Origin of the sequence: Ensifer adhaerens, from assembly GCF_028993555.1 — a bacterium.
GTDB classification, from domain to species: domain Bacteria; phylum Pseudomonadota; class Alphaproteobacteria; order Rhizobiales; family Rhizobiaceae; genus Ensifer; species Ensifer adhaerens_I.
This window is the reverse complement of record NZ_CP118610.1, coordinates 4,021,286-4,047,913: the sequence shown is the minus strand read 5'-3', so window position 1 is coordinate 4,047,913 and position 26,628 is coordinate 4,021,286. Positions and strand designations below refer to the sequence as shown.

General features: G+C 63.4%; 24 protein-coding genes and 1 other RNA gene. 7 read left to right on the top strand and 18 right to left on the bottom strand.

What is annotated here, in order from left to right; translation table 11 throughout:
• Window positions 1-2: 2 nt before the first annotated feature.
• Entirely contained in the window at window positions 3-809 is an 807-nt protein-coding gene (gene fabI / locus PWG15_RS19475; protein ID WP_275022208.1) for an enoyl-ACP reductase FabI, read from the top strand.
• A 76-nt stretch (window positions 810-885) separates the two neighbouring features.
• Here fabI and PWG15_RS19470 read toward each other — a convergent pair whose 3' ends face one another.
• The 12 genes from PWG15_RS19470 to rimP form a co-directional block, all read right to left on the bottom strand.
• Window positions 886-1,107, bottom strand: a complete 222-nt coding sequence (locus PWG15_RS19470; protein WP_275022206.1) for a hypothetical protein — start codon at window positions 1,105-1,107, stop codon at window positions 886-888.
• Window positions 1,108-1,267: 160 nt separating this feature from the next.
• Window positions 1,268-2,284, bottom strand: a complete 1,017-nt coding sequence (locus PWG15_RS19465) for a class I SAM-dependent methyltransferase (protein ID WP_275022204.1) — start codon at window positions 2,282-2,284, stop codon at window positions 1,268-1,270.
• A gap of 81 nt (window positions 2,285-2,365) precedes the next feature.
• Entirely contained in the window at window positions 2,366-4,516 is a 2,151-nt protein-coding gene (pnp, locus tag PWG15_RS19460; protein WP_275022202.1) for a polyribonucleotide nucleotidyltransferase, read from the bottom strand.
• Between the two features lie 349 nt (window positions 4,517-4,865).
• The gene (gene rpsO, locus PWG15_RS19455; protein ID WP_029742369.1) at window positions 4,866-5,135 is read right to left on the bottom strand and encodes a 30S ribosomal protein S15; all 270 of its coding nucleotides are present in this window, start codon (window positions 5,133-5,135) and stop codon (window positions 4,866-4,868) included.
• A gap of 169 nt (window positions 5,136-5,304) precedes the next feature.
• A complete protein-coding gene (locus PWG15_RS19450; protein ID WP_275022200.1) occupies window positions 5,305-5,649 on the bottom strand; it encodes an SH3 domain-containing protein in 345 nt (114 codons plus the stop codon).
• A gap of 26 nt (window positions 5,650-5,675) precedes the next feature.
• A complete protein-coding gene (locus PWG15_RS19445; protein ID WP_425536717.1) occupies window positions 5,676-7,385 on the bottom strand; it encodes a sensor histidine kinase in 1,710 nt (569 codons plus the stop codon).
• Window positions 7,386-7,568: 183 nt separating this feature from the next.
• Window positions 7,569-8,504 carry a tRNA pseudouridine(55) synthase TruB gene (truB, locus tag PWG15_RS19440; protein WP_275022198.1) on the bottom strand — a complete coding sequence of 312 codons (936 nt, stop codon included), beginning with the start codon at window positions 8,502-8,504 and terminating at the stop codon, window positions 7,569-7,571.
• Between the two features lie 8 nt (window positions 8,505-8,512).
• Window positions 8,513-8,920: a 30S ribosome-binding factor RbfA gene (rbfA, locus tag PWG15_RS19435; protein ID WP_275022196.1), complete on the bottom strand. Its 408-nt coding sequence runs from the start codon at window positions 8,918-8,920 to the stop codon at window positions 8,513-8,515.
• A 72-nt stretch (window positions 8,921-8,992) separates the two neighbouring features.
• Window positions 8,993-11,692, bottom strand: coding sequence for a translation initiation factor IF-2 (infB, locus tag PWG15_RS19430; protein ID WP_275022195.1), 2,700 nt, complete (start codon window positions 11,690-11,692; stop codon window positions 8,993-8,995).
• Window positions 11,693-11,797: 105 nt separating this feature from the next.
• Window positions 11,798-12,505 carry an RNA-binding protein gene (locus PWG15_RS19425; RefSeq protein ID WP_275022194.1) on the bottom strand — a complete coding sequence of 236 codons (708 nt, stop codon included), beginning with the start codon at window positions 12,503-12,505 and terminating at the stop codon, window positions 11,798-11,800.
• A 5-nt stretch (window positions 12,506-12,510) separates the two neighbouring features.
• Window positions 12,511-14,130 carry a transcription termination factor NusA gene (nusA, locus tag PWG15_RS19420; RefSeq protein ID WP_275022193.1) on the bottom strand — a complete coding sequence of 540 codons (1,620 nt, stop codon included), beginning with the start codon at window positions 14,128-14,130 and terminating at the stop codon, window positions 12,511-12,513.
• 45 nt (window positions 14,131-14,175) lie between these two features.
• On the bottom strand, window positions 14,176-14,796 hold the full coding sequence (gene rimP, locus PWG15_RS19415) for a ribosome maturation factor RimP (RefSeq protein WP_113538851.1): 621 nt from the start codon (window positions 14,794-14,796) through the stop codon (window positions 14,176-14,178).
• A 168-nt stretch (window positions 14,797-14,964) separates the two neighbouring features.
• Between rimP and PWG15_RS19410 the strand changes: the two genes are divergently transcribed.
• Window positions 14,965-16,704 (top strand): MFS transporter, encoded by a 1,740-nt coding sequence (locus PWG15_RS19410; protein WP_425536766.1) that lies wholly within the window; start codon window positions 14,965-14,967, stop codon window positions 16,702-16,704.
• Between the two features lie 119 nt (window positions 16,705-16,823).
• Here the strand turns inward: PWG15_RS19410 and PWG15_RS19405 are convergent, their stop codons facing one another.
• The 3 genes from PWG15_RS19405 to PWG15_RS19395 all read right to left on the bottom strand — a co-directional run bounded on the left by PWG15_RS19405 (window position 16,824) and on the right by PWG15_RS19395 (window position 19,399).
• On the bottom strand, window positions 16,824-18,062 hold the full coding sequence (locus PWG15_RS19405) for a lytic murein transglycosylase (RefSeq protein WP_275022191.1): 1,239 nt from the start codon (window positions 18,060-18,062) through the stop codon (window positions 16,824-16,826).
• A 43-nt stretch (window positions 18,063-18,105) separates the two neighbouring features.
• Window positions 18,106-18,711 (bottom strand): recombination mediator RecR, encoded by a 606-nt coding sequence (recR, locus tag PWG15_RS19400; protein ID WP_113538848.1) that lies wholly within the window; start codon window positions 18,709-18,711, stop codon window positions 18,106-18,108.
• Between the two features lie 76 nt (window positions 18,712-18,787).
• On the bottom strand, window positions 18,788-19,399 hold the full coding sequence (locus PWG15_RS19395) for a LysE family translocator (RefSeq protein ID WP_275022190.1): 612 nt from the start codon (window positions 19,397-19,399) through the stop codon (window positions 18,788-18,790).
• 135 nt (window positions 19,400-19,534) lie between these two features.
• Here PWG15_RS19395 and PWG15_RS19390 point away from each other — a divergent pair, with 135 nt between their 5' ends.
• Window positions 19,535-21,361 (top strand): patatin-like phospholipase domain-containing protein, encoded by a 1,827-nt coding sequence (locus PWG15_RS19390; RefSeq protein WP_275022189.1) that lies wholly within the window; start codon window positions 19,535-19,537, stop codon window positions 21,359-21,361.
• A gap of 63 nt (window positions 21,362-21,424) precedes the next feature.
• Here PWG15_RS19390 and PWG15_RS19385 read toward each other — a convergent pair whose 3' ends face one another.
• The 3 genes from PWG15_RS19385 to ffs form a co-directional block, all read right to left on the bottom strand.
• The gene (locus PWG15_RS19385) at window positions 21,425-21,748 is read right to left on the bottom strand and encodes a YbaB/EbfC family nucleoid-associated protein (protein ID WP_275022188.1); all 324 of its coding nucleotides are present in this window, start codon (window positions 21,746-21,748) and stop codon (window positions 21,425-21,427) included.
• Window positions 21,749-21,787: 39 nt separating this feature from the next.
• Window positions 21,788-23,656: a DNA polymerase III subunit gamma/tau gene (locus tag PWG15_RS19380; RefSeq protein WP_275022187.1), complete on the bottom strand. Its 1,869-nt coding sequence runs from the start codon at window positions 23,654-23,656 to the stop codon at window positions 21,788-21,790.
• A 45-nt stretch (window positions 23,657-23,701) separates the two neighbouring features.
• Window positions 23,702-23,799: signal recognition particle sRNA small type (ffs, locus tag PWG15_RS19375), an RNA gene on the bottom strand.
• Between the two features lie 109 nt (window positions 23,800-23,908).
• Here ffs and PWG15_RS19370 point away from each other — a divergent pair.
• The 4 genes from PWG15_RS19370 to PWG15_RS19355 all read left to right on the top strand — a co-directional run bounded on the left by PWG15_RS19370 (window position 23,909) and on the right by PWG15_RS19355 (window position 26,484).
• Window positions 23,909-24,313 carry an HIT family protein gene (locus PWG15_RS19370; RefSeq protein WP_275022186.1) on the top strand — a complete coding sequence of 135 codons (405 nt, stop codon included), beginning with the start codon at window positions 23,909-23,911 and terminating at the stop codon, window positions 24,311-24,313.
• Window positions 24,314-24,315: 2 nt separating this feature from the next.
• Window positions 24,316-25,296, top strand: a complete 981-nt coding sequence (gene nudC / locus PWG15_RS19365) for an NAD(+) diphosphatase (RefSeq protein WP_275022185.1) — start codon at window positions 24,316-24,318, stop codon at window positions 25,294-25,296.
• 28 nt (window positions 25,297-25,324) lie between these two features.
• Window positions 25,325-26,032, top strand: a complete 708-nt coding sequence (locus tag PWG15_RS19360; RefSeq protein ID WP_275022184.1) for a helix-turn-helix transcriptional regulator — start codon at window positions 25,325-25,327, stop codon at window positions 26,030-26,032.
• Between the two features lie 83 nt (window positions 26,033-26,115).
• Complete coding sequence (locus PWG15_RS19355) at window positions 26,116-26,484, top strand: VOC family protein (RefSeq protein WP_275022183.1); 369 nt, start codon at window positions 26,116-26,118, stop codon at window positions 26,482-26,484.
• The last annotated feature ends 144 nt before the right edge of the window (window positions 26,485-26,628 follow it).

Sequence of the window (26,628 nt, the reverse complement as noted above, 5' to 3'; positions counted from 1 at the left end):
CCATGACGGGACTGATGACGGGAAAGCGTGGCCTCATCATGGGTGTGGCCAACAGCCACTCTATTGCCTGGGGCATTTCCAAGGCGCTTGCAGCGCAAGGGGCGGAACTCGCCTTCACCTACCAGGGCGAGGCGCTGGGCAAGCGCGTCAAGCCGCTCGCCGCCGAGCTCGGCTCGGACTTCCTGCTGCCTTGCGATGTCGAAGACATTGCGTCCGTCGATGCCGTCATCGATGCGATCAAGGAACGCTGGGGCAATCTCGATTTCATCGTGCATGCCATCGGCTTCTCGGACAAGAATGAGCTGAAGGGCCTCTATGCCGACACCTCGCGCGACAATTTCAGCCGCACGATGGTGATCTCCTGCTTCTCCTTCACGGAGATCGCCAAGCGCGCTGCCGAACTGATGAATGACGGCGGCTCGATGCTGACGCTGACCTATGGCGGCTCGATGCGCGTCATGCCGAACTACAACGTCATGGGCGTTGCCAAGGCCGCGCTCGAGGCTTCTGTTCGTTACCTCGCGGCCGACTACGGCGCGCGCGGCATCCGCGTCAACGCGATATCGGCCGGCCCGATCCGCACCCTTGCCGGCGCCGGCATCTCCGATGCCCGGGCGATGCTCTCCTGGCAGCAGAAGAATTCGCCGCTTCGGCGCACGGTTACCATCGACGACGTGGGTGGCTCGGCCCTCTACCTGCTCTCCGATCTTTCGCGCGGCGTCACCGGCGAGATCCACTACGTCGATTCCGGCTACAACATCACCTCGATGCCGGCGCTCGACACGCTACGGACGGCCGACGCCGAGTAACGCGTCAGCGTGCCTGAAAGCAAAACAAAGCCCGCGGATCGGCCTCGATCGGCGGGCTTTGTCGTTCATGATCCGCTCAGGGAAAGAGAAACAGTGCGAACACGGCGACGACGATCGCCAGCACAATGAAACCCGTATGCGTGCGCCGCCCCGGCTCCAGCGGCAGGTGATAGAGGCTCTTCAGGAACGACATGGGTACCTCGGAGGTCGCTCCGTGTCCCTCGGCATGCTTGATGTCCTTGGCGACGGCCTCAGCCGCGTCCTCGGTCAAAGGCGGCCTGCTTACTCCCCACGTCATGGCACTCATCCTCCGACGAGAAATACCGACGGCGTCATGGTGAACCCGTACAGGGGCGATGGCAACAGGCAAACTGTCGCTGCCCATGGCCGGAACGATAGGCCCGGAACGCGAGAAGCCGGGCGATCGGCCCGGCTTCTTGCTTAATCCTCGATGGTCTTCAGCGCTTCGCCCAGAGCACCTTGAAGCGGGCGTTGCGGCAGGTTTCACCGTATTCCTTGGAATTCTCGGCCAGCACCTGTTCGTAGGGCAGGCCGCGGTTGGCGACCAGCATCAACTTTCCGCCCTGCTTCAGTGCCTTCAGCGCCGTCTTGATGAGGGCACTACCAAGCGCCGGCTCGGCGGCGTGGCTCTCGTGGAAAGGCGGGTTCATGACGATAAGATCGTATTTGTCGCGCGGCTCTTCGCTGGTGAGGTCGAACCAGTAGAACCGTGCCGGCATACGCGGCGCGTTCGCCATCATGTTGACGCGGGCAGCCTCAAGCGCCTCGTGATCGGCCTCGAACAGGTCGATGCCCTTGGTGCCCGGCGCGGCTTCGGCCAGCTTCGCCGCGAGATAGCCCCAGCCGGCGCCGAAATCGGCGGCGTGGCCATGAAAGTCGCTTGGCAGACGGGAGGCGAGCAACTCGGAGCCCGCATCGACACGGTCGTGCGAGAACATACCGGGCGACGCCTCGAACAGGCCATCGACGCGCACCGGGACCTTGGCGAGCTTGCGCACGGCGTCGGTGACATCTTCGGGGCGGGTGAACCAGAAGGCGACGCCGTGATACTTCGGCAGATGGTCACCCTCCCATTCGAACTTGGCGATGCGCTTCTTCAGCGACTGGATGCCATCTTCCTTGCCGCCGGCAACGACGATCAGGCCGCCTTCGCGGGTGCGCTTCAACGCCTCGGCAATGCGGTCCTCGTTCTCGCCCTTGTGCTTGCCTGCCAGCACCAGCGTGACATCGTAGTCTTCACCAGTGACCTCAGGCGCTACATCGGCACGTACAGCCTCCAGGGCGCGATAGAGCGGCCGGAGCGGCTGAACCGCCGCGATGGAGGCTTCGAAGCCCTGCGGCAGCCTGTAGCCCGCCTCAGCGCCGAGGAAGAGCACACGCTCGCCCTCGCCCGGCGGATCGATCACGCCGCTATCGAACGGGTAAAACAGGGTCTTCAACGCATCTCGGCTCATCGGTCTATCCGTCATCTTCCTACGAGAAAGGGGCGCGGAGCGATCCGCTCCGCGCCCCGAATGCATTCGGGTGAAGCCCGCTTATTCGGCGGCTTCGCCGTCGCCCTTCTTTTCAGACTTTTCGGCAACGACTTCCTTGCCGGTGGCCTGGTCGACGACCTTCATCGACAGGCGAACCTTGCCGCGCTCGTCGAAGCCCATGAGCTTGACCCAGACCTTGTCGCCCTCCTTGACGACGTCGGTCGTCTTGGCGACGCGCTCGGAAGCGAGCTGCGAGATGTGGACGAGGCCGTCGCGGGCGCCGAAGAAGTTGACGAAGGCGCCGAAGTCGGCGGTCTTCACAACGGTGCCTTCGTAGATCTGGCCGACTTCCGGCTCGGCGACGATCGAATGGATCCACTTGCGGGCCGCTTCGATTTCCTTGCCGGACGAGGAGGCGATCTTCACGGTGCCGTCGTCTTCGATGTTGATCTTGGCGCCGGTCTTCTCGACGATTTCGCGGATGACCTTGCCGCCCGAGCCGATGACTTCACGGATCTTGTCGACCGGAATGTTCATGACTTCGATGCGCGGTGCGAACTCGCCGAGCTGGCCACGGCTTTCGGAGATGGCCTTGGCCATTTCGCCGAGGATGTGGAGACGGCCGCCCTTGGCCTGGTTGAGCGCAATGCCCATGATCTCTTCGGTGATGCCCTCGATCTTGATGTCCATCTGGAGCGAGGTAATACCGGCGTCGGTACCGGCAACCTTGAAGTCCATGTCGCCGAGGTGGTCTTCGTCGCCGAGGATGTCGGAGAGAACGGCGAAGCGCTCATCTTCCTTGATCAGGCCCATGGCGATACCGGCAACCGGCTTTGCCAGCGGAACGCCGGCGTCCATCAGAGCGAGCGAGGTGCCGCAGACGGTGGCCATCGACGAGGAGCCGTTGGATTCGGTGATCTCGGATACGACGCGCAGCGTGTAGGGGAACTGCTCGGCTTCCGGCAGCATCGGGCGGATAGCGCGCCAGGCGAGCTTGCCGTGACCGATTTCGCGGCGGCCCGGGGAGCCCATACGGCCGGTTTCGCCGACCGAGTAGGGCGGGAAGTTGTAGTGCAGCATGAAGCGTTCTTTGTACATGCCGGTCAGGCTGTCGACGTACTGTTCGTCTTCGCCGGTGCCGAGCGTGGCAACGACGATCGCCTGCGTTTCACCGCGGGTGAACAGCGCCGAGCCGTGGGTGCGCGGCAGAAGGCCGACTTCCGAAACGATCGCGCGAACGGTTTCCAGATCGCGGCCGTCGATGCGGCTCTTGGTGTCGAGGATGTTCCAGCGAACGATCTTGGCCTGCAGGTGCTTGAAGACGGCGCCGATGACTTCGGCGGTGTGCTTCGGCTCGGCGCCTTCCGGGAAGAAGTGTGCCTTCACCTTTGCCTTGACGGCGTCTACGGCAGCATAGCGGGCAGCCTTCTCGGTGATCTTGTAGGCGTCGCGCAGTTCGGCTTCGGCCATGCCGAGCATTTCGGCTTCGAGCGCGGAATGATCTTCCGGCTGGAAGTCGCGCGGCTCCTTGGCGGCAACTTCAGCCAGCTTGATGATCGCGTCGATGACCGGCTGGAAACCCTTCTGGCCGAATACGACGGCGCCGAGCATGACGTCTTCAGCCAGTTCCTTGGCTTCGGATTCGACCATCAGCACCGCTTCCTGGGTGCCGGCGACAACGAGGTCGAGGGTCGATTCGTCCATCTCGTCGAGATGCGGGTTCAGCACGTACTGGCCGTTGATGTAGCCGACGCGCGCGCCGCCGATCGGGCCCATGAACGGGACACCCGACAGCGTCAGCGCTGCAGAAGCGGCAACCATCGACAGGACGTCGGGGTTGTTTTCGAGGTCATGCTGCATGACCGTGACGACGACCTGGGTGTCGTTCTTGTAGCCCTCGGGGAAAAGCGGGCGGATCGGGCGGTCGATCAGGCGCGAAACCAGCGTTTCGTTTTCGCTCGGACGGCCTTCGCGCTTGAAGTAGCCACCCGGGATCTTGCCGGCGGCGTAGGTCTTTTCCTGGTAGTTGACGGTCAACGGGAAGAAGTCCTGGCCCGGCTTCGGCGCCTTGGCCGAAACGACGGTGGCGAGAACGACGGTTTCGCCGTAGGTGGCGAGAACGGCGCCGTCAGCCTGGCGGGCGACCTTGCCGGTTTCGAGCTTGAGCGGACGCCCAGCCCATTCGATTTCAACCTTGTGGGTATCGAACATGTTCTGTCCTTCGTGTGCGGCGGACCGTTCCGCGGCTGTTGCAGCGCGGGTGGTCGAAGGGCCGCATGAAATGGCGCATCACGGGCAAGACAACGGGAGGCTTCACGCTTGAAATCGGCTGTCTCCGCTTTGCCAGAACCAACACTGTGCGGTTTCCGGCAAGCAGGGCCGAAGCATCCTGCAATCCTGCCCCATGACGGGCCATCGGTTGATCCGCGATACCGGCCCATCCGGTTCGCTGGATTCTCTCCTGGGCCACGCTTTCCAAGCGGCCGGAGAGATCATTTCCTGAGCGCCCAGCGCTCCATAAAAAAGCCGGCGGGCCGCAATGACCCGCCGGATAAGTCGCTTAGCGACGGATGCCCAGGGCACCGATCAGCTTGGTGTAGCGCGCTTCGTCTTTCTTCTTCAGATAGTCGAGGAGCGAACGACGGCTGGAAACCATTGCGAGCAGACCACGGCGGGAATGGTTATCCTTCTTGTGGCCCTTGAAGTGTTCGGTCAGGTTGTTGATCCGTTCCGTCAGGATAGCAACCTGGACTTCCGGAGAACCGGTGTCGCCTTCAACGGTTGCAAATTCCTTGATGAGCTGAGCCTTACGCTCTGCAGCAATCGACATCGGATGATCCTTTCGATTTCGAGGATTTAGGGACGCCGTCAGCCGGGATGTCGTCCAGCTGCGGCCGTGAATGCAACGGGCATGCGCCTTTTGCTGGCGTGCCTATAAACGAATTGGATGAAAAAGGAAAGGGTCATGGACCGACGCCCCGGAAGGCCGGCAGAGCGCATCAATTGCTTGTCGGGCGCGGTCGCATCGGCGCCGATTTCTGCTGGTCGCGATTGACGGAAACGCAGTCGAGATAGGCGGAAAAAGCCCAGCCAAGCGCGCCGGTTTCATTGGCGACCAAAGACCAGCGCTTGCCCTTGTGGTCGCGCTCTCCCGCCGCTTTCACCTTCGCCCCGTTCGACAAGGTCATCACGACCCGACCGTTCGGCGCGTCGCGGATGTTGAGCGGCGTCCCGGTCGGATCCGCAACGGTGCACGCAATCTCGGCGCCGCGCGCCGGTTCGCTCGACAGGACGAGCACCGGGATCACGACCATCACGGACAGGCGACCGAAAGACCGTTTCATCACAGACGCCCTCCTCCTGTTCGCCTTCATGCCCCTTCTTCCTTCGCATCGCGGGGAATGGTGATCCGCCACTCGATGCCATCGGCATGCATCACCCGCTCCAGCGCAGCGTTCAGCGCCATGCCGAGCATGCGCTCCAGCACAAGCGTCCCGAAGCCCTTGCGGATCGGGTCGGTCGGCTTGCCGGCGAGATCTGCGCCCTCCTCCCGCCAGCGAATGGCAATGCCCTCATCCTCCAGCGACCAGCTCAGCTTGACGACCCCGGTGGTGTTGGCAAGCGCACCGTATTTGGTGGCGTTGGTCGCAAGCTCGTGCAGGGCCATGCCGAGGGTCTGGGCGATCTGCGTGTCGAGCCTCAGGGCCGGGCCGGACAGGATCACGCGCTTCGGATCGTCAGGGGTAAACGGCTGCAACTGGTTCTGGGCGAGCTCACGGAAATCGACCCCTTGCGCGGCATTGGCGATCATCAGGTCGGTGGAGCGCGCCAACCCGGCGATACGCTTGCGGAAGCTGTCGGCGAAATCCGACGCGCTCTCGGCCGAATAGACCGACTGGTTGAGCATCGACTGGATGACGGTGAGCTGGTTCTTCGAGCGATGCGCCACCTCGCGCATGAGGAAGCGGATCTCGTTTTCGGCCTTGCCGCGCGCTGCCGCTGCCCGTGCCAGCGCCGCCGAAACCTGCTCGACCTCGGAGATCATGTGCGGCCGCGATTCGATCCGCTCGCCGGCGCCGAGACGACGGGCGTCCTGCGCCACCAGCTTGACGCCTTGCGACAGCAGCCGCGCAATCGCCAGCGAGCCGGCAATCGCGATGCCCGCGAAGAGGATGCCTCCAAGCGACAGCCAGAGGAACGACCAGACGGCCGGCGCATCGACGGTCGCGCGCGGCGCCCAGGCAATGATCCGCCATCCCGTAACGACGGAGAATTCGGTTGCGACACGATACTCCGTGCCGTTTTCCTTGATGTTGCGGACGCCGATGCTGATCGCCGGCACCTTGTCGAGGAAGAACGGCTCCCCAGCCTTGACGGCCGCATCCGACGAGATGATGACCTTGCCTGCGCCGTCGACCAGTGCCGCGTTCCAGCCGGGCGAGAGCGTGTCGCGGTTGACAGCCTTGGCCATGTTCTCGGCGTTTTGCGTCAACGTCAGCAGATACTCCTCACCGGTCGCCAGTTTCGCCGGCAGGTAGACGTTGAAGACCCATTTTCCTGCGGTCTGGCCGAAGAAGACGTTGGAAACGAGCGGCGCGCCATTGTTGGTGAAGGCTCGCTCGACGGAGTCAGTATCCGAGGCCTTGTTGAGCTGGGTGCCGAAAGGCACGCGGGTGTTGAGCCGCTGATTGTGCTTGCGGTCGATGACGATCAGGTAGGAGTCCGTTTCGGCGAGCGCCGTCGCGGCCCTGCGGTAGAAGGCCTCCATGTTGCCGTCTTCGATCTCTTGCGATGTCGACAGCACCTTGAGCGTCGTCAACATGCCCTCGATGTCACGCTCGACGATACGCGTCACCGAGCCGGTCGAAGCCTGCAGCAGCGCCGTGATCACCTGTTCCTGCTGGTCGACGCTGCGCTTTAGCACGACGAGCGAAAAGATGAAGGCCGGGACGATGGCCACCAGGAGCAGCGACGTCAGATAGAAGCTGAATGGCCGGGTCAGGCGATGACGAACCAGATCGACGACCGTCGCCACACCGTTGGCAGCCTTCCGCTTTCCTTCGTCGAGCACGCTCGTCACCTCAGTCGCCCTTCTTCGTTCCGCACCGGCGCGCAGCTGCTTTCGGCGCGCGCCTGAGGAGACGGTACGATCGCCAATCGGCTCCGGAGCGCGGAACGGAAACGGAATCACCTCGGATGGATAGGAAGCCCATGCCGGGGATCATGCGTCAAGGATGGTACAAAGGCAAACGCTTCCGGGCGCTTAGCCGGTGGCGAAAACACGCTTCGGACGGAACTCACCCTCGGCGATCTCGCCGATGGCGACCAGCTTGCCGCGTGCCGTTGCATAGGCTTCAGGCGTCGCAAGCGGCGCATCGCGGCCGCGCAGAATGATCGGGTTGCCCATTCTCAGGCGGTGCGCCTGGTCATCGTTGACGGCGACATGCGGAAGGTTGGAAAGCGCTTCGCCGGTCTCGATCAGATAGGCGTCGAGGGCCGCCAGGCGTTCTTCGTCGCTCTCGATTTTCTCCAGCGCCACCAGATCGGCGAGCGGCACCATGTCCTCTTCGCCAAACGGCGCGACAAAGGTGCGGCGCAGCGAAGCGATGTGGCCGAAACAGCCGAGATCGCGGCCCATATCGCGGGCGAGCGAACGCACATAGGTGCCCTTGCCGCACTCGATTTCGAAATGCGCAAGATTGGGAGCGGCACCCAGCAGCGTCAGCCGGTGGACCTCGACTTCGCGGGCCGGAATCTCGACCGTTTCGCCATCGCGGGCGAGATCATAGGCGCGCTCGCCGTCGATCTTGATCGCCGAGAACTGCGGCGGCACCTGGCTGATGACGCCGGTATATTTCGGCAGCAGCGCGCGGATCGCCTCTTCGTTCGGTCGCTCCGCCGAGGAATGCGTGACTTCGCCTTCGAGATCGTCGGTCGAGCGTTCTTCGCCCCAGGCGACGGTGAATTCGTAGATCTTGCGACCATCCATCACGTAGGGAACTGTCTTCGTCGCGTCGCCGAGCGCAATCGGCAGCATGCCGGAGGCGAGCGGGTCGAGGGTGCCGGCATGGCCGGCCTTCTGGGCCTTGAACAGCCACTTGATCTTCGAAACGGCTTCGGTGGAGCCGAAGTCGAGCGGCTTGTCGAGGATCAGCCAGCCCGAGATCGGGCGGCCCTTGGGCTTACGCGGTTTGGACATGAAATCTACTATTCTTCGTCTTCGCTGGTCTGGTCGAGGTCGCGGCTGACTTCCGGAGAGCGCAGCAACTCATCGATCTTCTTGTAGTTGTCGAAGCTCGTATCATCACGGAAACGAACCTCGGGCATGTACTTCATCTGCCTGAGGTGCGGGCCAAGGCGGCCGCGCAGGTACTTGGCATTGCGGTTCAACGCCTCGATGACCTCGGCATGATTGGGCACGCCGAGCGGGGTCACGTAGGCGGTGGCGATCTTGAGGTCAGGCGACATGCGCACTTCCGAGATCGCGATGACGGTCTTCTCGATCACCGGATCGCGGACTTCGCCACGCTGCAGAACCTGGGTAATGGCGGCACGCACCTGTTCACCGACGCGCAGCATGCGTTGGGAGGGGGCAGAGGATGTGGCTTTGCTCATGGACGGTACCTCAAAAAAATGCGAGCGCCGAAGGATAACCCGGCGCCCGCATGATCTCTAATCGGACGGAGCTTAAAGCGTCCGCGTGATGTGCTCGACGCGGAAGCACTCGATCGTGTCGCCGGCGCGGATGTCTTCGTAGTTCTCGAAGGCCATGCCGCATTCCTGACCGACGTTGACTTCCGAGACTTCGTCCTTGAAGCGCTTGAGGGTCTTGAGCTTGCCTTCGTGGATAACGACGTTGTCGCGAACCAGACGGACGCCGACGCCACGCTCGACCTTGCCTTCGGTGACGCGGCAACCCGCAACCTTGCCCACCTTGGTGATGTTGAACACCTCCAGGATCTCGGCGTTGCCGAGGAAGGTTTCGCGACGCTCCGGCGAGAGCAGGCCCGACATCGCCGCCTTCACGTCATCCACCAGATCGTAGATGATGTTGTAGTAGCGGATCTCGATGCCGGCACGCTCGGCCGCCGAACGGGCCTGCGAATTGGCGCGGACGTTGAAGCCGATGATCGCGGCGTTCGACGCCTCGGCGAGCGAGATGTCGGACTCGGTGATACCGCCGGCACCCGAATGCACAATGCGTGCACGCACTTCGTCGGTTCCGAGCTTGTCGAGAGCACCGGCGATCGCTTCGATCGAACCCTGCACGTCGCCCTTGATGACCAGCGGGAACTCCTTGAGACCGGAGGTCTGGAGCTGGGTCATCATCTGCTCGAGCGAGCCGCGCGAGCCGGACTGACGGGCAACCTGCTTCTCGCGGGCGAGACGCTGGCGGTACTCGGAGATCTCGCGGGCACGGCTCTCGTTCTCGACGACGGCGAACTTGTCACCAGCTGCCGGCGTTCCCGAAAGGCCGAGAACCTCGACCGGCATCGACGGGCCAGCTTCCTTGACGTGTTCACCCTTGTCGTTGACGAGCGCGCGCACACGGCCCCACTGATCACCGGCGACGATGATCTGGCCCGGACGCAGCGTGCCCTTCTGGACGAGGACGGTCGCAACCGCACCGCGACCACGGTCAAGCTCGGCTTCGACCACCGTACCTTCGGCCGTCCGGTTCGGATTGGCGCGCAGGTCGAGGATTTCGGACTGCAGCAGGATCGCTTCCAGCAGCTTGTCGAGATTGGTGCCGTTCTTCGCCGACACTTCCACGTCGAGAACTTCACCACCCATGGATTCGACGAAGACTTCGTGCTGCAGCAGCTCGGTGCGAACCTTCTGCGGGTTCGCCGTCGGCTTGTCGACCTTGTTGATCGCCACGATGATCGGAACACCGGCCGCCTTGGCGTGGTTGATCGACTCAATCGTCTGCGGCATCACGCTGTCGTCGGCCGCAACCACCAGGATCGCGATGTCGGTCGCCTGGGCGCCGCGGGCACGCATGGCGGTGAACGCCGCGTGGCCGGGGGTGTCGATGAAGGTGATCTTGTTGCCGTTCTGCTCGACCTGATAGGCGCCGATGTGCTGGGTGATGCCACCGGCTTCGCCGGCCACCACGTTGGCGTGGCGGATCGCATCGAGCAGCGACGTCTTGCCGTGGTCGACGTGACCCATGATCGTGACGATCGGCGGACGCGGCAGCAGTTCCTCGTCGGAATCGGTGACGTTGAAGATGCCCTCTTCGACGTCGGATTCCGAAACGCGCTTGACCGTGTGGCCGAATTCGCCGGCGATGAGTTCAGCCATGTCGGCGTCGATCAGATCGCCCGGCTTCATCATCTGGCCTTCCTTCATCAGGTACTTGATGACGTCGACGGCGCGCTCGGACATGCGCTGAGACAGTTCCTGAATGGTGATGGTCTCAGGCAGGATGACTTCGCGCGAGATCTTCTCGCGGGTTTCCTGCATCTGGCTGCGCTTGAACTTCTCCTGGCGGCGACGCATGGCCGACAGCGAGCGGTTGCGCTGGCCGCCATCCTCGTCGACGGCAGCGGTCAGCGTCAGCTTGCCCTGGCGGCGACCGTCGTCAGCCTTCGGGCGGGCTGGAACCTTGGCGGGCTCGGGACGCACGACCTTGCCACGCGCCGGACCTGCGCCGGGACGCGGACCACGATCGTCATCCTTTTCATTGTCGACCTTGCGGCCGCGCAGAGCGCCGGCCGGAGCGGGGGTCGGAAGTCCAGCTGCCGGGGCGGCAGGCCGCGGGGCCTGCGGGCGATTGTCGGCGCGACGCTCGGGGGAAGCAGGGGCGCGAGCAGCCACGGGGCGCTCTTCGACAACTTCTTCGACCTTGACTTCGGGCTCGACAGCCGCGCGGGCTGCTTCTTCGGCGGCACGGCGTGCGGCTTCTTCCTTCTCCTGCTGGAGACGGGCTTCTTCCTCGCGCTTGCGGCGTGCTTCGTTCTCGGCGCGGATGACCGCTTCTTCGGCATCCCGGATCTGCGCTTCGGCCAGAGCACGGCGGCGCGCATCGATCTCACCGGCGGAAAGCTGGTTCAGAACGACACCGACACGCGGACGGTTGGCCTGGTTGGCTTCCTGGCGGGTCGAGTGCTGCTGCGACTGCGGGGCCGCGCGGCCGGAAGGCTGCGGCTGAGCCGGGCGCTGCTCGACCGGGCGGGCGGCGGGAGCCGCGGCAACCGGCGTGATCGGACGCTCGTCCTTGGGGCGATGGAAGGGGCGTTTCTTGGTTTCGACCACGACCGCCTTGGTGCGGCCACGGCCCATGTCCTGACGCACGGTCCCCTGCGAAACCCCGTGGGGCTTCAGGGTCAGCGTCTTCTTGCCTGCTGCGCTGCCTGTCTTGTCGTCGTTGTTGTCGGTCATTCCGTTCCGTTCCTAGCGATCAGGGCCGGATGCGTATCACCTGACCCTGTCTTCCAATTTGTCTCAAACAATGTACGCGATGCCGGACTGTGCCGGTGACGCGGGTCATTGCTGTGGCTTGCCAGCGCCGCCGTCGGCCCGGACCGGGACGGATCCTCGGTACTTTTCGAGCATGATTGCGCGCTTCACTACACCCTCACCCGCCTGCCCTGCAAGCGCTGCGGCATGGATAAAAGCATTACTTCCTAAAAGGCCCTCCATTTCCGCCCCGGTGAAGGGACGGAACGAAGGTATTTCCATTTCGTCGTCGGCCACGAAGCTCATCGCCTTGCGGGCCTGGTCTATCTTGCGCACGCCGTCGGCTGCAGCATCGGCCGCATGGAACACGGCAAGCGCTGCAAGACCGCGTACGGCCTGCTCCGTCTTCGTCGCACCGGAGATGAACTGGGCCGCCTTGCGCGCCATGTTCATCATGCCGGCCAACTGCTCGCAGAGCAGCCGGTCAACGTCGTCGGCGAGCGTCGCGTCGGCCTTGACGTCCGCCTTGAGGGCGCGGGCGAAGAACTTCTTCGCCACCGCCTTTTCGATAAGCACACGCTCGGCCTTCACCCAGCAGCCGCGCCCCGGAAGCTGACGCTTCAGATCGGGAACGACGCGGCCGTCGGGCCCGGCAACGAAGCGGATCAACTCGTCGGGCGAACCGCTTTCGCGGGTGACGATGCAGGTCCGCGTGCTGCCGCTCCGATCCTTCGGGCCTGCATCCAAGGGCAGGGTCTCCGAAGGCAGGCTGTCGGCATCATCAGAGGCGGTCATTGTCCTTAAGCGTCCTGCTCGGCGCCTTCGGCAACGTCGATCGGCTCTTCGCCGTCGGCCTCATCGCTTGCCAGATCCTCTTCCGTGATCCAGCCGGCCGCGAGGCGGGCCTGAACGATCATGGTTTCGGCTTCGGCGCGCGAAACGTCGAACTTCGAGAAGGTGCCCTCGAAGCGCTTGGTTTCGCCGTCCTTGCGTTCGCTCCAGCCGACGAGGTCGTCAGCGGCGCAGCCGGCAAAGTCCTCGATCGTCTTGATGCCTTCTTCGCCGAGTGCGACGAGCATCTGGCTGGTCAGGCCTTCGATCGAGCGCAGTTCGTCGGCAACGCCGAGTTCCTTGCGCTTGGCGTCCATTTCCGCCTCGAGCTTGTCGAGGAACTCGCGCGCACGGGTCTGGATTTCGGTCGCGGTCTCCTCGTCGAAGCCGTCGATCGATGCGATTTCGTCGAGATCGACATAGGCAAGCTCCTCGACGGCGGCAAAGCCTTCGGATGCCAGAACCTGGCCGACCATCTCGTCGACATCGAGCGCGTCCATGAACAGGTTGGTGCGCTCGGTGAATTCCTTCTGACGACGCTCGCTCTCTTCCTGCTCGGTGAGGATGTCGATATCCCAACCGGTCAGCTGCGAAGCGAGACGAACGTTCTGGCCGCGGCGGCCGATGGCGAGCGAAAGCTGCTCGTCCGGAACGACCACTTCGATGCGCTCCGCATCTTCGTCGAGAACGACCTTGGCCACTTCCGCCGGCTGCAGCGCGTTGACGATGAACGATGCCGGATCCTGTGACCACGGAATGATGTCGATCTTTTCGCCCTGCAGTTCGCCGACGACGGCCTGAACGCGCGAACCGCGCATACCGACGCAGGCGCCGACCGGGTCGATCGACGAGTCGTTCGAGACAACAGCGATCTTGGCGCGCGAACCCGGGTCACGGGCAACCGACTTGATCTGGATGATGCCGTCGTAGATTTCCGGTACTTCCATGGTGAAGAGCTTCACCATGAACTGCGGATGGGTACGCGACAGGAAGATCTGCGGGCCACGCTGTTCGCGGCGCACGTCGTAGACGAAGGCGCGGACGCGGTCGCCGTAGCGCATGTTTTCGCGCGGGATCATCTCGTCGCGGCGGATGATGCCTTCGCCACGGCCGAGGTCGACGATGACGTTGCCGTATTCGACGCGCTTGACCGTGCCGTTGACGATCTCTCCGACGCGATCCTTGAATTCGTCGAACTGGCGATCACGCTCGGCTTCGCGAACCTTCTGCACGATGACCTGCTTGGCCGATTGAGCGGCGATGCGGCCGAAATCCATCGGCGGCAGCGGGTCGGCGATGAAATCGCCGAGCTTGGCGTCCGGATTGCGATCGCGAGCAAGCTCGAGCGGGATCTGCGTGGAGTAGTCGTCAGCCTTCTCGACCACTTCAAGAAGACGCTGCAGGCGGATTTCACCGGTCTTCGAGTTGATGTCGGCGCGGATGTTCGATTCCGACCCATAGCGCGAGCGGGCGGCCTTCTGGATCGCATCGGCCATTGCGGCCAGAACGATCTCGCGGTCGATCACCTTTTCACGCGCAACGGCATCCGCGATCTGCAGAAGCTCGAGCCGGTTAGCACTGACTGCCATGTCTTGTCTCCGTTGGGTTGCAGGGGGCTTCACGCTCCGCCCGACTTATTCCTCAATAGGTGAATCTTCGTCTTCGAAATTCTCGTTCGCTGCACGCTCAGCCTTGGCCTTCTTGTCGGCCGTCAGCGCGTCACGGATCAGATCGTCGGTCAGGATCAGCCGCGCTTCGGAAAGCGTGGTGAACGGGATCACGACAACAGGTTCCTCGCCATAGGCAGGCTGGTCGCGCTCAAGCCGGAAACCATCGTCATCGACAGAAACGATCTTGCCGCGGAACCGCTTGCGGCCATCGACCAGGACCGACGTCTCGCATTTCAGCAGATGACCCTGCCAGCGGAAGAAATCGGACTTGCGCACCATCGGGCGGTCGATGCCGGCCGACGACACTTCGAGATGATACGCCTTGTCGATCGGATCTTCCACATCGAGCACCGGCGAAATGGCCTTGGAGATCTCTTCGCAGTCCTCGACGGTCATGGTGCCATCGTTGCGCTCGGCCATGATCTGCAGCGTCAGGCCGTTCTGGCCAGACATGCGCACGCGCACCAGGCGATAGCCCATCGGCACGATAACCGGCTCGATGATGTCGGCGATGCGCTGGTCGAGACCGGTTTCGGTGATCAGGCGCGGTTCATTTGCATTTTCAGCCGTTGTCGTATCGGACAAACGATCATCTCCTCATCGGACCGGCTAATAAAAAAGAGCGGGTCCTGACGGGCCCACTCTTCATCTACCGATCAAGAATTTGAGGCTCATATACGCCCCATCGCCGCAAATTGCAAGGCGTTGGGCCACCTTCGGCAAATGCCGCGAGCCTCCTGCCGCCCGACCCCCATCGCAACAAGGTCAGTTTCAGCGGGTGGCACTTCGCGTTGTCAGGCCTATAAGAGGAAGCGAACCGCTTCGAGACGACAATCAACAACGAAGAGAGAAGACGAGGTGCCCACCCGTATTTCGCCGCTTGCCCCCTTCAAGCACGACATTTTCCGCACGATCTGGATCGCGAGCCTCGCCTCCAACTTCGGCGGCCTCATCCAATCGGTCGGCGCCGCCTGGCTGATGACCTCGATCTCCTCTTCGGCGAACATGGTGGCGCTGGTGCAGGCATCGACCTCGCTGCCGATCATGCTGTTCTCGCTGGTCTCCGGTGCGCTTGCCGACAATTTCGATCGGCGGCGGATCATGCTGGTGGCGCAGTGTTTCATGCTGTTCGTCTCGGCACTTCTGACAATCTGCGCCTATGTCGGGCTGATCACGCCCTGGCTGCTTCTGCTCTTCACCTTCCTCATTGGCTGCGGCACGGCACTCAACAACCCGTCCTGGCAGGCCTCGGTCGGCGACATGGTCCCGCGTGACGACCTGCCGGCGGCAGTGGCGCTCAACAGCATGGGCTTTAACATCACCCGCAGCGTCGGTCCCGCGATCGGCGGCGCGATCGTTGCCGCGGCCGGTGCTGCGGCTGCCTTCTTCGCCAACACGCTCAGCTATTTCGCGATCCTATTCGCACTGGTGCGCTGGCGGCGGGACGTGCCGACGAACACCCTGCCGCGCGAGACGCTGGGCCGCGCCATCTCAGCGGGCCTGCGCTATGTCGCGATGTCGCCGAACATCGGCAAGGTGCTGTTGCGCGGCTTCCTCTTTGGCCTTTCGGCCAGTGCGATCCTCGCGCTGCTGCCGCTCGTCGCCCGCGACCTCGTCCAGGGCGGGCCGCTTACCTACGGCCTGATGCTCGGCGCCTTCGGCCTCGGCGCGATCGGCGGGGCGCTGCTCAGTGCGCGACTTCGAGAGAAACTTTCGAGCGAGGCGATCGTGCGCATCGCCTTCACCGGTTTTGCCGCAAGCGCCGCGATTACCGCCTTCAGCCCCTATGCCGTCTTGAGCTGTCTGGCGCTGCTTGTCTCCGGCGCCTGCTGGGTGCTGGCGCTGTCGCTCTTCAACACGACCGTGCAGCTTTCGACGCCGCGCTGGGTCGTTGGCCGGGCATTGTCGCTCTACCAGACGATGACCTTCGGCGGCATTGCCGGCGGCAGCTGGCTCTGGGGTACGGCGGCAGAACAATATGGCGCGGCCAATGCGCTGATGGGCTCCTGTCTGCTGATGTTCGCCGGCGTCGTGGTCGGCTTCCGGCTGCCCTTGCCGGAATTCACCTCGCTCAATCTCGATCCGCTCAACCGCTTCAACGAACCGCCGCTCGAACTGGATCTGAAGCCCCGCAGCGGGCCGATCGTCATCATGATCGACTACGAGATCGCCGACGACGATATCCCCGAGTTCCTGACGACCATGGCAGAGCGTCGGCGCATCCGCATCCGCGACGGCGCCGGACACTGGGCACTGATGCGCGATCTCGAGAACCCGACGACCTGGACCGAGACCTACCACGTGCCGACCTGGGTCGAGTATGTGCGCCACAACCAGCGCCGCACCCAGGCCGACGCCGCCGTCGGCGACAAGCTCACGGCGCTGCACAGCGGTGCAGCGCCACCGCGCGTGCACCGCATGATCGAACGCCAGACGATCGTGCCGACGCACTACGAGCGCTACAAGCGCCAGGTGAACGTGGACATGCACTAGTGCCGTGGTCAGGGCCGCCCAAACCAACCGCGACAACGGAAAAGAGGCCCTGCATTGCAGGGCCTCTTTCGTTTTGCGGTCCAGCGCTGGACCCCGGATGCCTTTGGCAGGAACTTTTCTTAGCGCAACTTCGCCTTCAAGGAGGCATCGGGGAAGCAGGTCGCGGCAAGGCCACTCTTTGCCTGCCAGTCGCCGAGCGAGCGGCGTGTCTTGTAGCCGGGGAGGCCATCGACCTTGCCGACATCGTAGCCCTTGGCGACGAGCGCCTTCTGCATGGCAAGAACATCGGAGCGCAGCATGTTGCCGACATCGCCCCAGCTCCCGCGGAAGGCGCCGCCACCGGTGGCAATGCGATCGGCGAGATTGCCGATGAAGAGGGCGTAGAGGTCAGAGTTGTTGTATTCCTTGAGCACATAGAAGTTCGGCGTGACGATGAATTCCGGCCCGTGCCGGCCGGCCGGCACCAGCATCATCGAGGACGCCGACAGTTCGTGCGACGGGAAGGCCTTGCCGGAAATCCGCGTGATGCCCTTGTTCGCCCAGCTCGACAGAGGTTGGGCGAGATCCGGCCCTTCCTGGGCGCAGGAGACCGCTTCGGGGATCGACACCTCGAAGCCCCAGTCGCGACCACGTTGCCAGCCCTTCTTGACGAGATAGTTGGCGATCGAGGCCAGGCTATCCGGCACCGAATTCCAGATGTCGCGGCGACCGTCACCGTCGAAATCGACGGCGTATTGCAGGAAGCTCGACGGCATGAACTGCGGCTGGCCCATGGCGCCGGCCCAGGAGCCGCGCATCGCCGCCTCGTCGACATCACCGCTGTCGAGAATGTGCAACGCCGCGATCAGTTCGCGCCGGAAAAGGTCGGGCCGCGTCGACATGAAGGCCTTGGTCGCCAGCACATCAACGACCGGATAGGGGATCTTGGCACGGCCGAAGCCGGATTCACGCCCCCAGATCGCCACGACAACCGAACCGGGAACGCCATAGGTGCGCTCGATCTTCTTCAGGGTCGACGCATGGGTGGAGGCAAGGCTGCGACCGGTCGCCGCCAACCCCTGAAGGCGTTTCTCCGAGAAATAGCTGCCGGGCGAGGAGAACTCCGCCTGGCTCTGCTTCTGTTCTTTCGGCTTCGGGAAACCGGGAGGCGCCAGGTCCGGCAGGTCCCAGTTGAGCTTCACCTCTGCGAAAGCTGCCTTGAACGAACCGGCAGAAATGCCAGCCTTCTGCGCTTCCGGCCAGAGATCGTTCTGTAGCCAGGTGCGGAATTGTGCCTCCACATCCGCCTTGGTCGCGGCATGGGCAAATCCCAGCCAACTGCAGAACAGCAAGGTCGAAAATGCCAGAAGTCTCAGCATAAGGCTTCCCTATCGGTTGGATTGCACCGCTCGAAGATGCGGTTCAGATCGACGTGCGCGCGCGAAGTGCGGCAGCCAGCGTGCCTTCGTCGAGATAGTCGAGTTCGCCACCAACAGGCACGCCGTGGGCAAGCCGGGTGATCTTCACCTCCATGCCCTCGAGCTGGTCGGTGATGTAGTGCGCGGTGGTCTGGCCCTCGACGGTGGCGTTGACGGCGATGATCAACTCGCGCACTCCGCCATTGGCGACACGCTGCACGAGCCCCTTGATATTGAGGTCATCTGGCCCGACGCCGTCGAGCGGCGAAAGCGTGCCGCCGAGCACATGGTAAGCCGCGTTCATCGCCCCGGCGCGCTCCAGCGCCCAGAGGTCGGAGACGTCCTCAACGACGATGATCACCGACTGGTCGCGACGTTCGTCGGAACATACGGTGCAGGGATCGATCGTATCGACATTGCCGCAGCAGGAGCAGATCCGGACCTTGCGGTGCGCCTCTCCCATCGCATCGGCGAGCGGCCCCAGCAACTGGTCCTTCTTCTTGACGAGATGGAGGGCGGCGCGGCGTGCCGAACGCGGCCCGAGCCCCGGGACCTTTGCCAGGAGCTGGATGAGTTTTTCGATTTCGGGGCCGGTGACTCGTTTTGCCATGCCGCGCTTTTAGCCCATATCGGCCCTAAACGGAATCGTCTTCGAGAGAGCGCTGTGACGATACCGTCAGAGGCCGCTACCGCGTGGCGATCGCCACGGCGGCACCAGCGATCGTCGCCGCACTCGTCCGGTTGGCGATGCGTACGGCGCGGCGGCTCTTCAGGAACGTGCGGGCCTTGGTGGCCATAACCACCCAGCCGAAATCGACGACCACGAGCACGACCAGCATGGTCGCGACCAGCTCCACCCAACCGACAACGCTCACCGAACCGAGGTCGATGATCGACGGCAGCAGCGCGACATAGAACATCATCACCTTGGGATTGCCGAGCGTGACGGTGATGCCGGCGAAGAAGAGCTTTGCGGCCGAGCGCGACTGCGGCAGGTCATCACCTGATATGTCCGGCTCGACCGACCACATCTTCCAGGCGAGATAGAACAGGTAGCCGACGCCCAGCCATTTGATCGCGAGGAAGAGCAGATGAAAGCTTTCGGCAATCGCCGCAAGACCGGCGACGGCGAATGAGAGCCAGATGGCCTCGCCGATCCAGAGCGCCACAAGGAAAGGCATGACGTCGCGTGCGCCCTTCGCGAGCACGCGGGCAACCAGTGCGGCGACACTTGGACCTGGCGAACCGGCAGCAACCAGCAATGCACCGGCAAAGACAAGCAGGGACGTGAGCGTCATCAGCAGCCTCCTTTTCCGACAGGGAAGCTAGCACGGATTTGCGAAGACGACACCGGGCGTTGGGCGGCGATTGCGAATTGGCGTGCAAACGAGCCGGGTGCAATCTATTGTTGATTTCAGCAGATGGAGGCTCCGATGAGCGATACGCCTTTCCGCTACGCAGCCCCCAGCGATGAATGCGATCTGATCATGAAAGGCGGCATCGCCTCAGGAGTCGTCTTCCCGCGCGCCATCACCGAACTCGCAACGCGCTACCGCTTCATGCATATCGGTGGCACATCGGCCGGGGCAATCGCCGCCGTCATGACAGCGGCCGCCGAATACCGACGCCAGAGTGCCGCAACGGCGGACGAAAAAAACGCCGGCTTCGCGCTGATCGATACGATGCCGGCAGAGCTGGCCGCCAATCTTCCGACCTTCTTCCAGCCATCGGCGGAAACAGCGCCGCTCTTTCGCATCGGGATGGCGATGGTGCGAACGCCGGGAAGCAAGGTGGTGGCGGCGGCCCTTGAGGCCCTCCGGGTTTTTCACCTGGCGTTGCTTCTTGCCGCCCTCCCCGGCCTTGCGCTGATCGTCGCCGGCATTGCCGCGCGCGACTGGGCGCTTGGCCTCCTGGGGGCGCTCGTCGTCCTGATCGGCGCGATTGCCATGCTGATCTATCAGCTCTATCGCGCCGTTGCGGTGGTGCTGCCGGCCCACGACTTTGGCCTATGCAGCGGCCTGACCCAGCCGGGCGCGAGGAAACCGGCCTTCACCAACTGGATCGCGGAGCGGATCGAAGCGCTTGCCGGGCCGGTTCGCCCCGACGGAGAAGCGCGGCCTTTGACGATCGGCGATCTCGATCGCTACGATATCACACTGAGGAGCGTCACCACCGATCTCTCTTCGCGGCGGCCTTACGAACTGCCCTTTGGCGACCGGGTGCACAATTACCGCAAGTCGGAATTCGAGAGGCTGTTTCCGCCGTCGATCATGAGCTACCTCCTGAAGGAGAGCAAACCTCGCGACATCGTGGGGCCGGACGGCGTACGGGACTTCTACCAGCTGCCGCCGGCAAAGAAGCTGCCGGTGGCGATCATCGCCCGCATGAGTCTGAGCTTCCCCGGTTTGATCCGCGGCGTTCCACTCTATCGCTACGACTATTCCCTGCGCGCGGCGGCGCGGCGCGACCCCTCGACCCACATCCGCTGCCTGTTTTCCGATGGCGGCATCACCAGCAATTTCCCGATCCATCTGTTCGACGGACTGCTGCCCGGTCGCCCGACCTTCGGTATTTCGCTGGCGAGTTATGATCCGAGACGTCATGGAGAGGATGAGGATGGATCGGGTGGCAGCCGCGTGCACCTGCCGCGCCGCACCGCCGAAGGCAAAGCGACGCCGGTCCATCCGGTCGAGGGACTTTTCGCCTTCGTTGCGGCGATCCTCGATACCGCCCGCAACTGGCAGGACACGCTGCAATGCCAGTTGCATGGCTACAGCGAACGTATCGTCGAAGTCAGGCTCGATGACGCCAAGGAAGGCGGGCTCAATCTCGACATGGATGGGGAAACCGTGAAGTTCCTCAGCACCCTCGGCGGCAAGGCCGGCGACGTCGTGCTCAAGAATTTCGATTTCAACGAACATCGATGGCGTCGAGCGATGACGATGCTGCCGACACTTTCAGAGTCGCTGCGCAAGCTGTCCAATCGCTACATGGAACCGGCGACTGAGCGCCGGATCGACTATCCGGCGATCCTCACGCAATACGATCCGACCGGCCTCGTCGGCGTTACAAAGGCTGATCGTATGGCGCTGAACGCGCTTGCCCAGAAGCTCGCAGCCATAGGCGCCGAACTCGATCGGCGCCCCATTCCTCCAGCGTCCAGCCAGAAGGTGGATCTCAGGATCACCGCCAGCATGGATACCAATCCGCGCGGGGCGAACCCGCCGCGGCTGGACACGCCACCGGCGCCCGATCAATAGAGCGGAATGAGGACAATGCGTGCGGTTATCCGCCCGAACCCCGCTCCAACTCTTTCAAGCTGGTCAGAACGGCAGCTTCATGCCGGGCGGGATCGGCAGGCCGGCGGTCAGTTCGCGGGTCTTTTCCGCCTGGACCGCTTCGGCCTTGTCCTTGGCGTCCTTGTGAGCCGCAACGATCAGGTCCTCGAGAATCTCGACGTCATCTTCCTTGAAGAGTGAGGGGTCGATCTTCAGGCTCTTGAGGGTGCCCTTGCCATCGAGGCGAACGGTCACCAGACCACCGCCGGAAGAGCCGTCGACTTCGAGTGCGGCGATCTCCGCCTGCATCTTCTCCATCTTGGCCTGCATTTCCTTGACCTTGCCCATCATCCCCATGATGTCGCGCATCGTCGTCTCCTGTTTATCTGTTTCTGCTCGCAGACGGGACTATTCGATGTCGTCGCCAGGGACGATATCGCCATCGGCGGATTCGGCTGTGGCCGGAGCAACGCTCTCGGTCTCTTCCTCGACGGCGCGAATGCGCACGTCGGTGATCTTCGCACCCGGGAATCGGGCGAGAATGGCGGCAACGTCCGGGTCCTGGCGTGCGTCGTTGACGCGCTGTTCCTGCGCCCGCTGTTCGGCCTCGATCAGCGTCGGCTCGCCGGCCTCGCGGCTGTAGCTGACGATCCAATGGATGCCGGTCCATTCCTTGAGCTTGACCGCCACCTCGCCGAGCAGTGTCTTCGGTGCGTCGTCGGACACGTTGACGTCGAGACGGCCGGGTTCGATATGCACGAGGCGCAGGAAGCCCCGCACCAGCGTCTTCAGCTTGATGTCGCGGTTCTTGGCGCAAAGTTCGGCAATGTCTGCGATCGAGTTGACCGGCACCGACGGCTGCGGCTTGGCGGCCGGGGCTACGGAGGGCCGCTCCTCGATACGACCAACTGTGACCGCCTGGGGTGCTGCATCCGGTACGGCGCGCAACATGGTCGCGCCATTGCTCGTCGGGCGCTGCACCGGCATCACCTGGGTGGCCTGCGCTGAAATCGAACCTGAAGCGGAAGCCTGCGCGCCGCCGCCATTGCCGCCGATCGGGCCCGGGCGGGCGCCCCCGCCTTCACCGCCGGCAAGCTCAAGCACGCGCCGCGCAGCCTCTTCCGGCGCCGGCAGATGCGCGGCATGCGCCAGCCGGATCAGCACCATTTCGGCAGCGCCTGCCGGACGCGACGAACTTTCGGCTTCCGGGATGCCCTTGAGCAGCATTTGCCAGATGCGCGACAGCGCCGTGACCGCAACCGTTTCGGCGAAGACGGCACCGCGGGTGCGCTCGATCTCGCTCAGCGATTGATCGTTGATCGCCTCCGGCACATATTTCATGCGGGTGACAAGATGGGTGAAATCGGCAAGGTCGGTCAGAACAACCGTCGGATTGGCGCCGGCCTCGTATTGCGCGGTAAATTCCTGGAGTGCTGCCGCGACGTCGCCTTTGACGACATGGTCAAAGAGATCGACGATGCGGGCGCGGTCTGCAAGGCCGAGCATCGAGCGCACGGTCTCGACCTCGACCGCGCCGCCGCCGTGGGCAATCGCCTGGTCGAGCAGCGACAGGCCGTCGCGCGCCGAGCCTTCGGCAGCACGGGCGACCATCGCAAGCGCCTCCGGATCGAAGGAAACGCCTTCCTTGCCGAGGATCGTCGAAAACAGGCCAACGAGATCAGAGGCGCTGATGCGACGCAGATCGAAGCGCTGGCAGCGCGACAGAACCGTGATCGGAACCTTGCGGATTTCTGTTGTCGCGAAGATGAACTTCACATGCTCCGGCGGCTCTTCGAGCGTCTTCAACAGGCCGTTGAAGGCCTGGTTCGAGAGCATGTGCACTTCGTCGATGATGTAGACTTTGTAGCGCGCCGATACGGGACGGTAGCGGACCTGCTCGATGATCTCTCTGATGTCATCGATACCGGTATGCGAGGCGGCGTCCATTTCGATGACGTCGACATGGCGGCCATCCATGATCGCCTGGCAATGCTCGCCCGGCACACGCAGGTCGATCGTCGGCCTGTCGATCTCAGGTGTCTTGTAGTTCAGCGCGCGGGCAAGGATGCGGGCGGTGGTGGTCTTGCCGACGCCTCGCACCCCGGTCAGCATATAGGCCTGCGCAATGCGCCCAGTATCAAAAGCGTTGGTGAGCGTGCGTACCATCGGCTCCTGGCCGACCATCAGGTCGGAGAAGTCCTTGGGGCGATACTTGCGCGCCAGAACACGGTAGGCGGCTGGTTTCTCAACGGATGAAATGGACGTGTCGTCGCTCATCGACCCTGCCGCTGTTCGAACTCTTGTCCCGACAGGACGGAAAAGGTGGGAGGCTGGCACGATGACCCGTGCCGGAGCTCGTTGGGGCTGCTTCCTTCCGGACCTGACCCGGTTGGCGAGTGGCTCGTCCACCACCAACCTCCCGGCTTCCATATCGGCAATATCGAAAGCAAATGCAAGCCAAGCCATCAAAAAACTGATATCGATATGCAAAACAAGGCGAATCCGTAATCCATGGCCGAGGAGAACCACTTGACGACCTTCACCCTCGACGAGCGGCTCGAACGCGACGGCATCCCGATCGCCTCGATCGGGCTTTGCCAGATGCGGCTGATGAACGACCGCCGCTGGCCCTGGCTCGTGCTCATTCCGCAGCGTGAAGGCATTTCGGAAATCTTCGACCTGACCCCACTCGACCAGACGATGCTGACCTTCGAGACGACGATGGCTGCAACGGCCCTGAAGAAGGTCACCGGCGCTCAAAAGATCAATGTCGGCGCATTGGGCAATATCGTTCGGCAGCTACATGTGCATATCATCGCCCGCAACGACGGCGACCCGAACTGGCCGGGGCCGGTCTGGGGCTTCGGCAAGTCGGAGCCGTGGGACGAGAAAGAACATCAGGACTTCGCAGCGCGCATTCTGGAAAACCTCTGAACATGACGAAATCGATCTTTGACCTTCGTAGCCCGCATCCGGAGCCAAGCACTCTCGTCGCCTTTTCCGAAAACCACCTGGACCGCCAGTCGGAGCACCGCGGCGACGATTGCGTCGAGCTCGCGCTCAAGCACCCTGGCGCCCATTTCCTGGCCTTCTCGGGTCCGAAGCTGATCGTCAAGCACGACGAGAAGATCATCGACCCGCTGTTTGCCCCTTACGAACTCGAAGGGCTCGAGCCGGTGCTCGACGAGACCATCCTGCTAGGCTACCTGCCGAACGGCGAGCCACGGCTTGCCGTGCCGACGGGCCTGACCGAAGAGACGATCGCTGAGCCCTTCAAGATCGCCGATGGCCGCACGCTCTACCGGCAGCAGATGCTGCCGGAGGAACTGCTTGGCCAGTTCGCGCAAGCCTCGAGCCTGATTACCTGGAACGCCAACAACCGCTTCTGCGGCCGCTGCGCCGGGCCGATGGAAGGCAAGGCCGGCGGCTATCGACGCGTCTGCACCGCCTGCGGCCATATGGTGTTCCCTCGGACCGATCCGGTCGTCATCATGATGACGATCGACCTTGAGCGCGACCTCTGCCTGCTTGGCCGCAGCCCGCATTTCGCGCCTGGCATGTATTCCTGCCTTGCCGGCTTCGTCGAGCCGGGCGAGACGATCGAAAATGCCGTGCGCCGGGAAACGCACGAGGAGTCCGGCATCCATGTGGGCCGGGTGCGCTACCATGCCTCGCAGCCCTGGCCGATGCCACACACGCTGATGATCGGCTGTTATGCCGAGGCGAAATCGACCGTCATCAAGCGCGACGAGCAGGAACTCGAGGACGTGCGCTGGTTCACGCGTGAGGAAACGATCGCGATGCTCGAACGTTCGACCGGCGTTGCCAACACCGGCGACGAGCATATTCCGCCGCCAAAGGGCGCGATCGCGCATCAACTGATGCGCGACTGGCTCGCCTGGGCCGAGCGCGCCTGAGGGCGACGGGTTACGAGGAGGGCCGACCGTGTCCCGCTCCGAACGGCTGCTGGATCTTCTGCAGGTGCTCCGGCGCTACCGCCAGCCGGTGAGCGGCCAGCGGCTGGCGGAAGAAACCGGCGTCAGCCTCAGAACGCTCTATCGCGATATCGCCAGCCTGCAAGCCCAGGGCGCCCATATAGAGGGCGAGCCGGGGCTCGGCTATGTGCTGAAGCCCGGCTTCATGCTGCCACCGATGATGTTCTCCGCGGAGGAAATCGAGGCACTGGTGCTCGGATCGCGCTGGGTCTCCAAGCGCACCGACGACGATCTCGCAGGCGCGGCAGCAAACGCCCTTGCCAAGATCGCCGCGGTGCTTCCAGCTGAGCTTCGCGAGGAACTGGACAGCTCGACCCTGCTCGTCGGACCGAGCCCGCCCGCCACCAACGGCATCGACATCGCCGCGCTGAGGCGCGCGATCCGCAACGAGCGCAAGGTGGAACTCGACTACGTCGACAACGATGGCACCGCAACGCAACGGACCATATGGCCCTTCGCGCTCGGCTTCTTCGAAAATGTCCGCATGGTCATGGCGTGGTGCGAACTGCGCCTGGACTTCCGGCATTTTCGCGCCGACCGCATGCAGCAGATGACAGTGACCGACGCGCGTTACCCACGCCGCCGCCAGGTACTGATGAAGGACTGGCGCGCGAGCCAGGACATCGGCGCATCCAAGCGCCAGACGGTCGGCTCCTGACACGGCTGATCTCCGCGCCATGCTGACAGAAGTTGGCAGCGCCCGCGCCTAGCCTGCAACTCCCGCAACAAGGAGGAAACAGCATGGCCAAGGCAAATCTCATCGTTCTCTACGTCAAAGACCCGCTGGCGAGCGTGGCGTTCTACCGCAAAGTGCTCGAACAGCAGCCGCGGGTCGAATATCAGACCTTCTCATCCTTCGAACTGCCTGGGGGCTTCACGCTTGGGCTGTGGGCCGAACATACGGTCGCGCCGGAGCCGACAGCGTCAGGCCACCGATCGGAGCTGGCTTTCATGGTGGAAGACGAGAGCGCGGTGCGCGCGCATTATGAGAAATGGAAGGCGGAAGGGCTGCGGATTGTGCAGGATTTGACCGAGATGGATTTCGGTCCGACCTTCGTCGCGCTCGATCCGGATGGTCACCGGCTGCGCGTCTGCCTCTACGATTCATGATCGGGAGGCAGCGGCGCGCATCCCGCCAGCCCTACAGCGCCGCACGTCTTAGTAGACGTGCAAAGGTCGCTGTAGCACTTACATTGCTGCATGTTTTTATCCTTTGATCGGAACGATCAAAGGAAACATGCAGACGCGACGGGA

Bases quoted from the DNA above. Each gene is read 5' to 3' on its own strand.
- fabI (WP_275022208.1), top strand. From the start codon at position 3: ATGACGGGACTGATGACGGGAAAGCGTGGCCTCATCATGGGTGTGGCC.
- PWG15_RS19470 (WP_275022206.1), bottom strand. From the start codon at position 1,107: ATGACGTGGGGAGTAAGCAGGCCGCCTTTGACCGAGGACGCGGCTGAG.
- PWG15_RS19465 (WP_275022204.1), bottom strand. From the start codon at position 2,284: ATGAGCCGAGATGCGTTGAAGACCCTGTTTTACCCGTTCGATAGCGGC.
- pnp (WP_275022202.1), bottom strand. From the start codon at position 4,516: ATGTTCGATACCCACAAGGTTGAAATCGAATGGGCTGGGCGTCCGCTC.
- rpsO (WP_029742369.1), bottom strand. From the start codon at position 5,135: ATGTCGATTGCTGCAGAGCGTAAGGCTCAGCTCATCAAGGAATTTGCA.
- PWG15_RS19450 (WP_275022200.1), bottom strand. From the start codon at position 5,649: ATGAAACGGTCTTTCGGTCGCCTGTCCGTGATGGTCGTGATCCCGGTG.
- truB (WP_275022198.1), bottom strand. From the start codon at position 8,504: ATGTCCAAACCGCGTAAGCCCAAGGGCCGCCCGATCTCGGGCTGGCTG.
- rbfA (WP_275022196.1), bottom strand. From the start codon at position 8,920: ATGAGCAAAGCCACATCCTCTGCCCCCTCCCAACGCATGCTGCGCGTC.
- infB (WP_275022195.1), bottom strand. From the start codon at position 11,692: ATGACCGACAACAACGACGACAAGACAGGCAGCGCAGCAGGCAAGAAG.
- PWG15_RS19425 (WP_275022194.1), bottom strand. From the start codon at position 12,505: ATGACCGCCTCTGATGATGCCGACAGCCTGCCTTCGGAGACCCTGCCC.
- nusA (WP_275022193.1), bottom strand. From the start codon at position 14,130: ATGGCAGTCAGTGCTAACCGGCTCGAGCTTCTGCAGATCGCGGATGCC.
- PWG15_RS19405 (WP_275022191.1), bottom strand. From the start codon at position 18,062: ATGCTGAGACTTCTGGCATTTTCGACCTTGCTGTTCTGCAGTTGGCTG.
- recR (WP_113538848.1), bottom strand. From the start codon at position 18,711: ATGGCAAAACGAGTCACCGGCCCCGAAATCGAAAAACTCATCCAGCTC.
- PWG15_RS19395 (WP_275022190.1), bottom strand. From the start codon at position 19,399: ATGACGCTCACGTCCCTGCTTGTCTTTGCCGGTGCATTGCTGGTTGCT.
- PWG15_RS19390 (WP_275022189.1), top strand. From the start codon at position 19,535: ATGAGCGATACGCCTTTCCGCTACGCAGCCCCCAGCGATGAATGCGAT.
- PWG15_RS19385 (WP_275022188.1), bottom strand. From the start codon at position 21,748: ATGCGCGACATCATGGGGATGATGGGCAAGGTCAAGGAAATGCAGGCC.
- PWG15_RS19380 (WP_275022187.1), bottom strand. From the start codon at position 23,656: ATGAGCGACGACACGTCCATTTCATCCGTTGAGAAACCAGCCGCCTAC.
- nudC (WP_275022185.1), top strand. From the start codon at position 24,316: ATGACGAAATCGATCTTTGACCTTCGTAGCCCGCATCCGGAGCCAAGC.
- PWG15_RS19355 (WP_275022183.1), top strand. From the start codon at position 26,116: ATGGCCAAGGCAAATCTCATCGTTCTCTACGTCAAAGACCCGCTGGCG.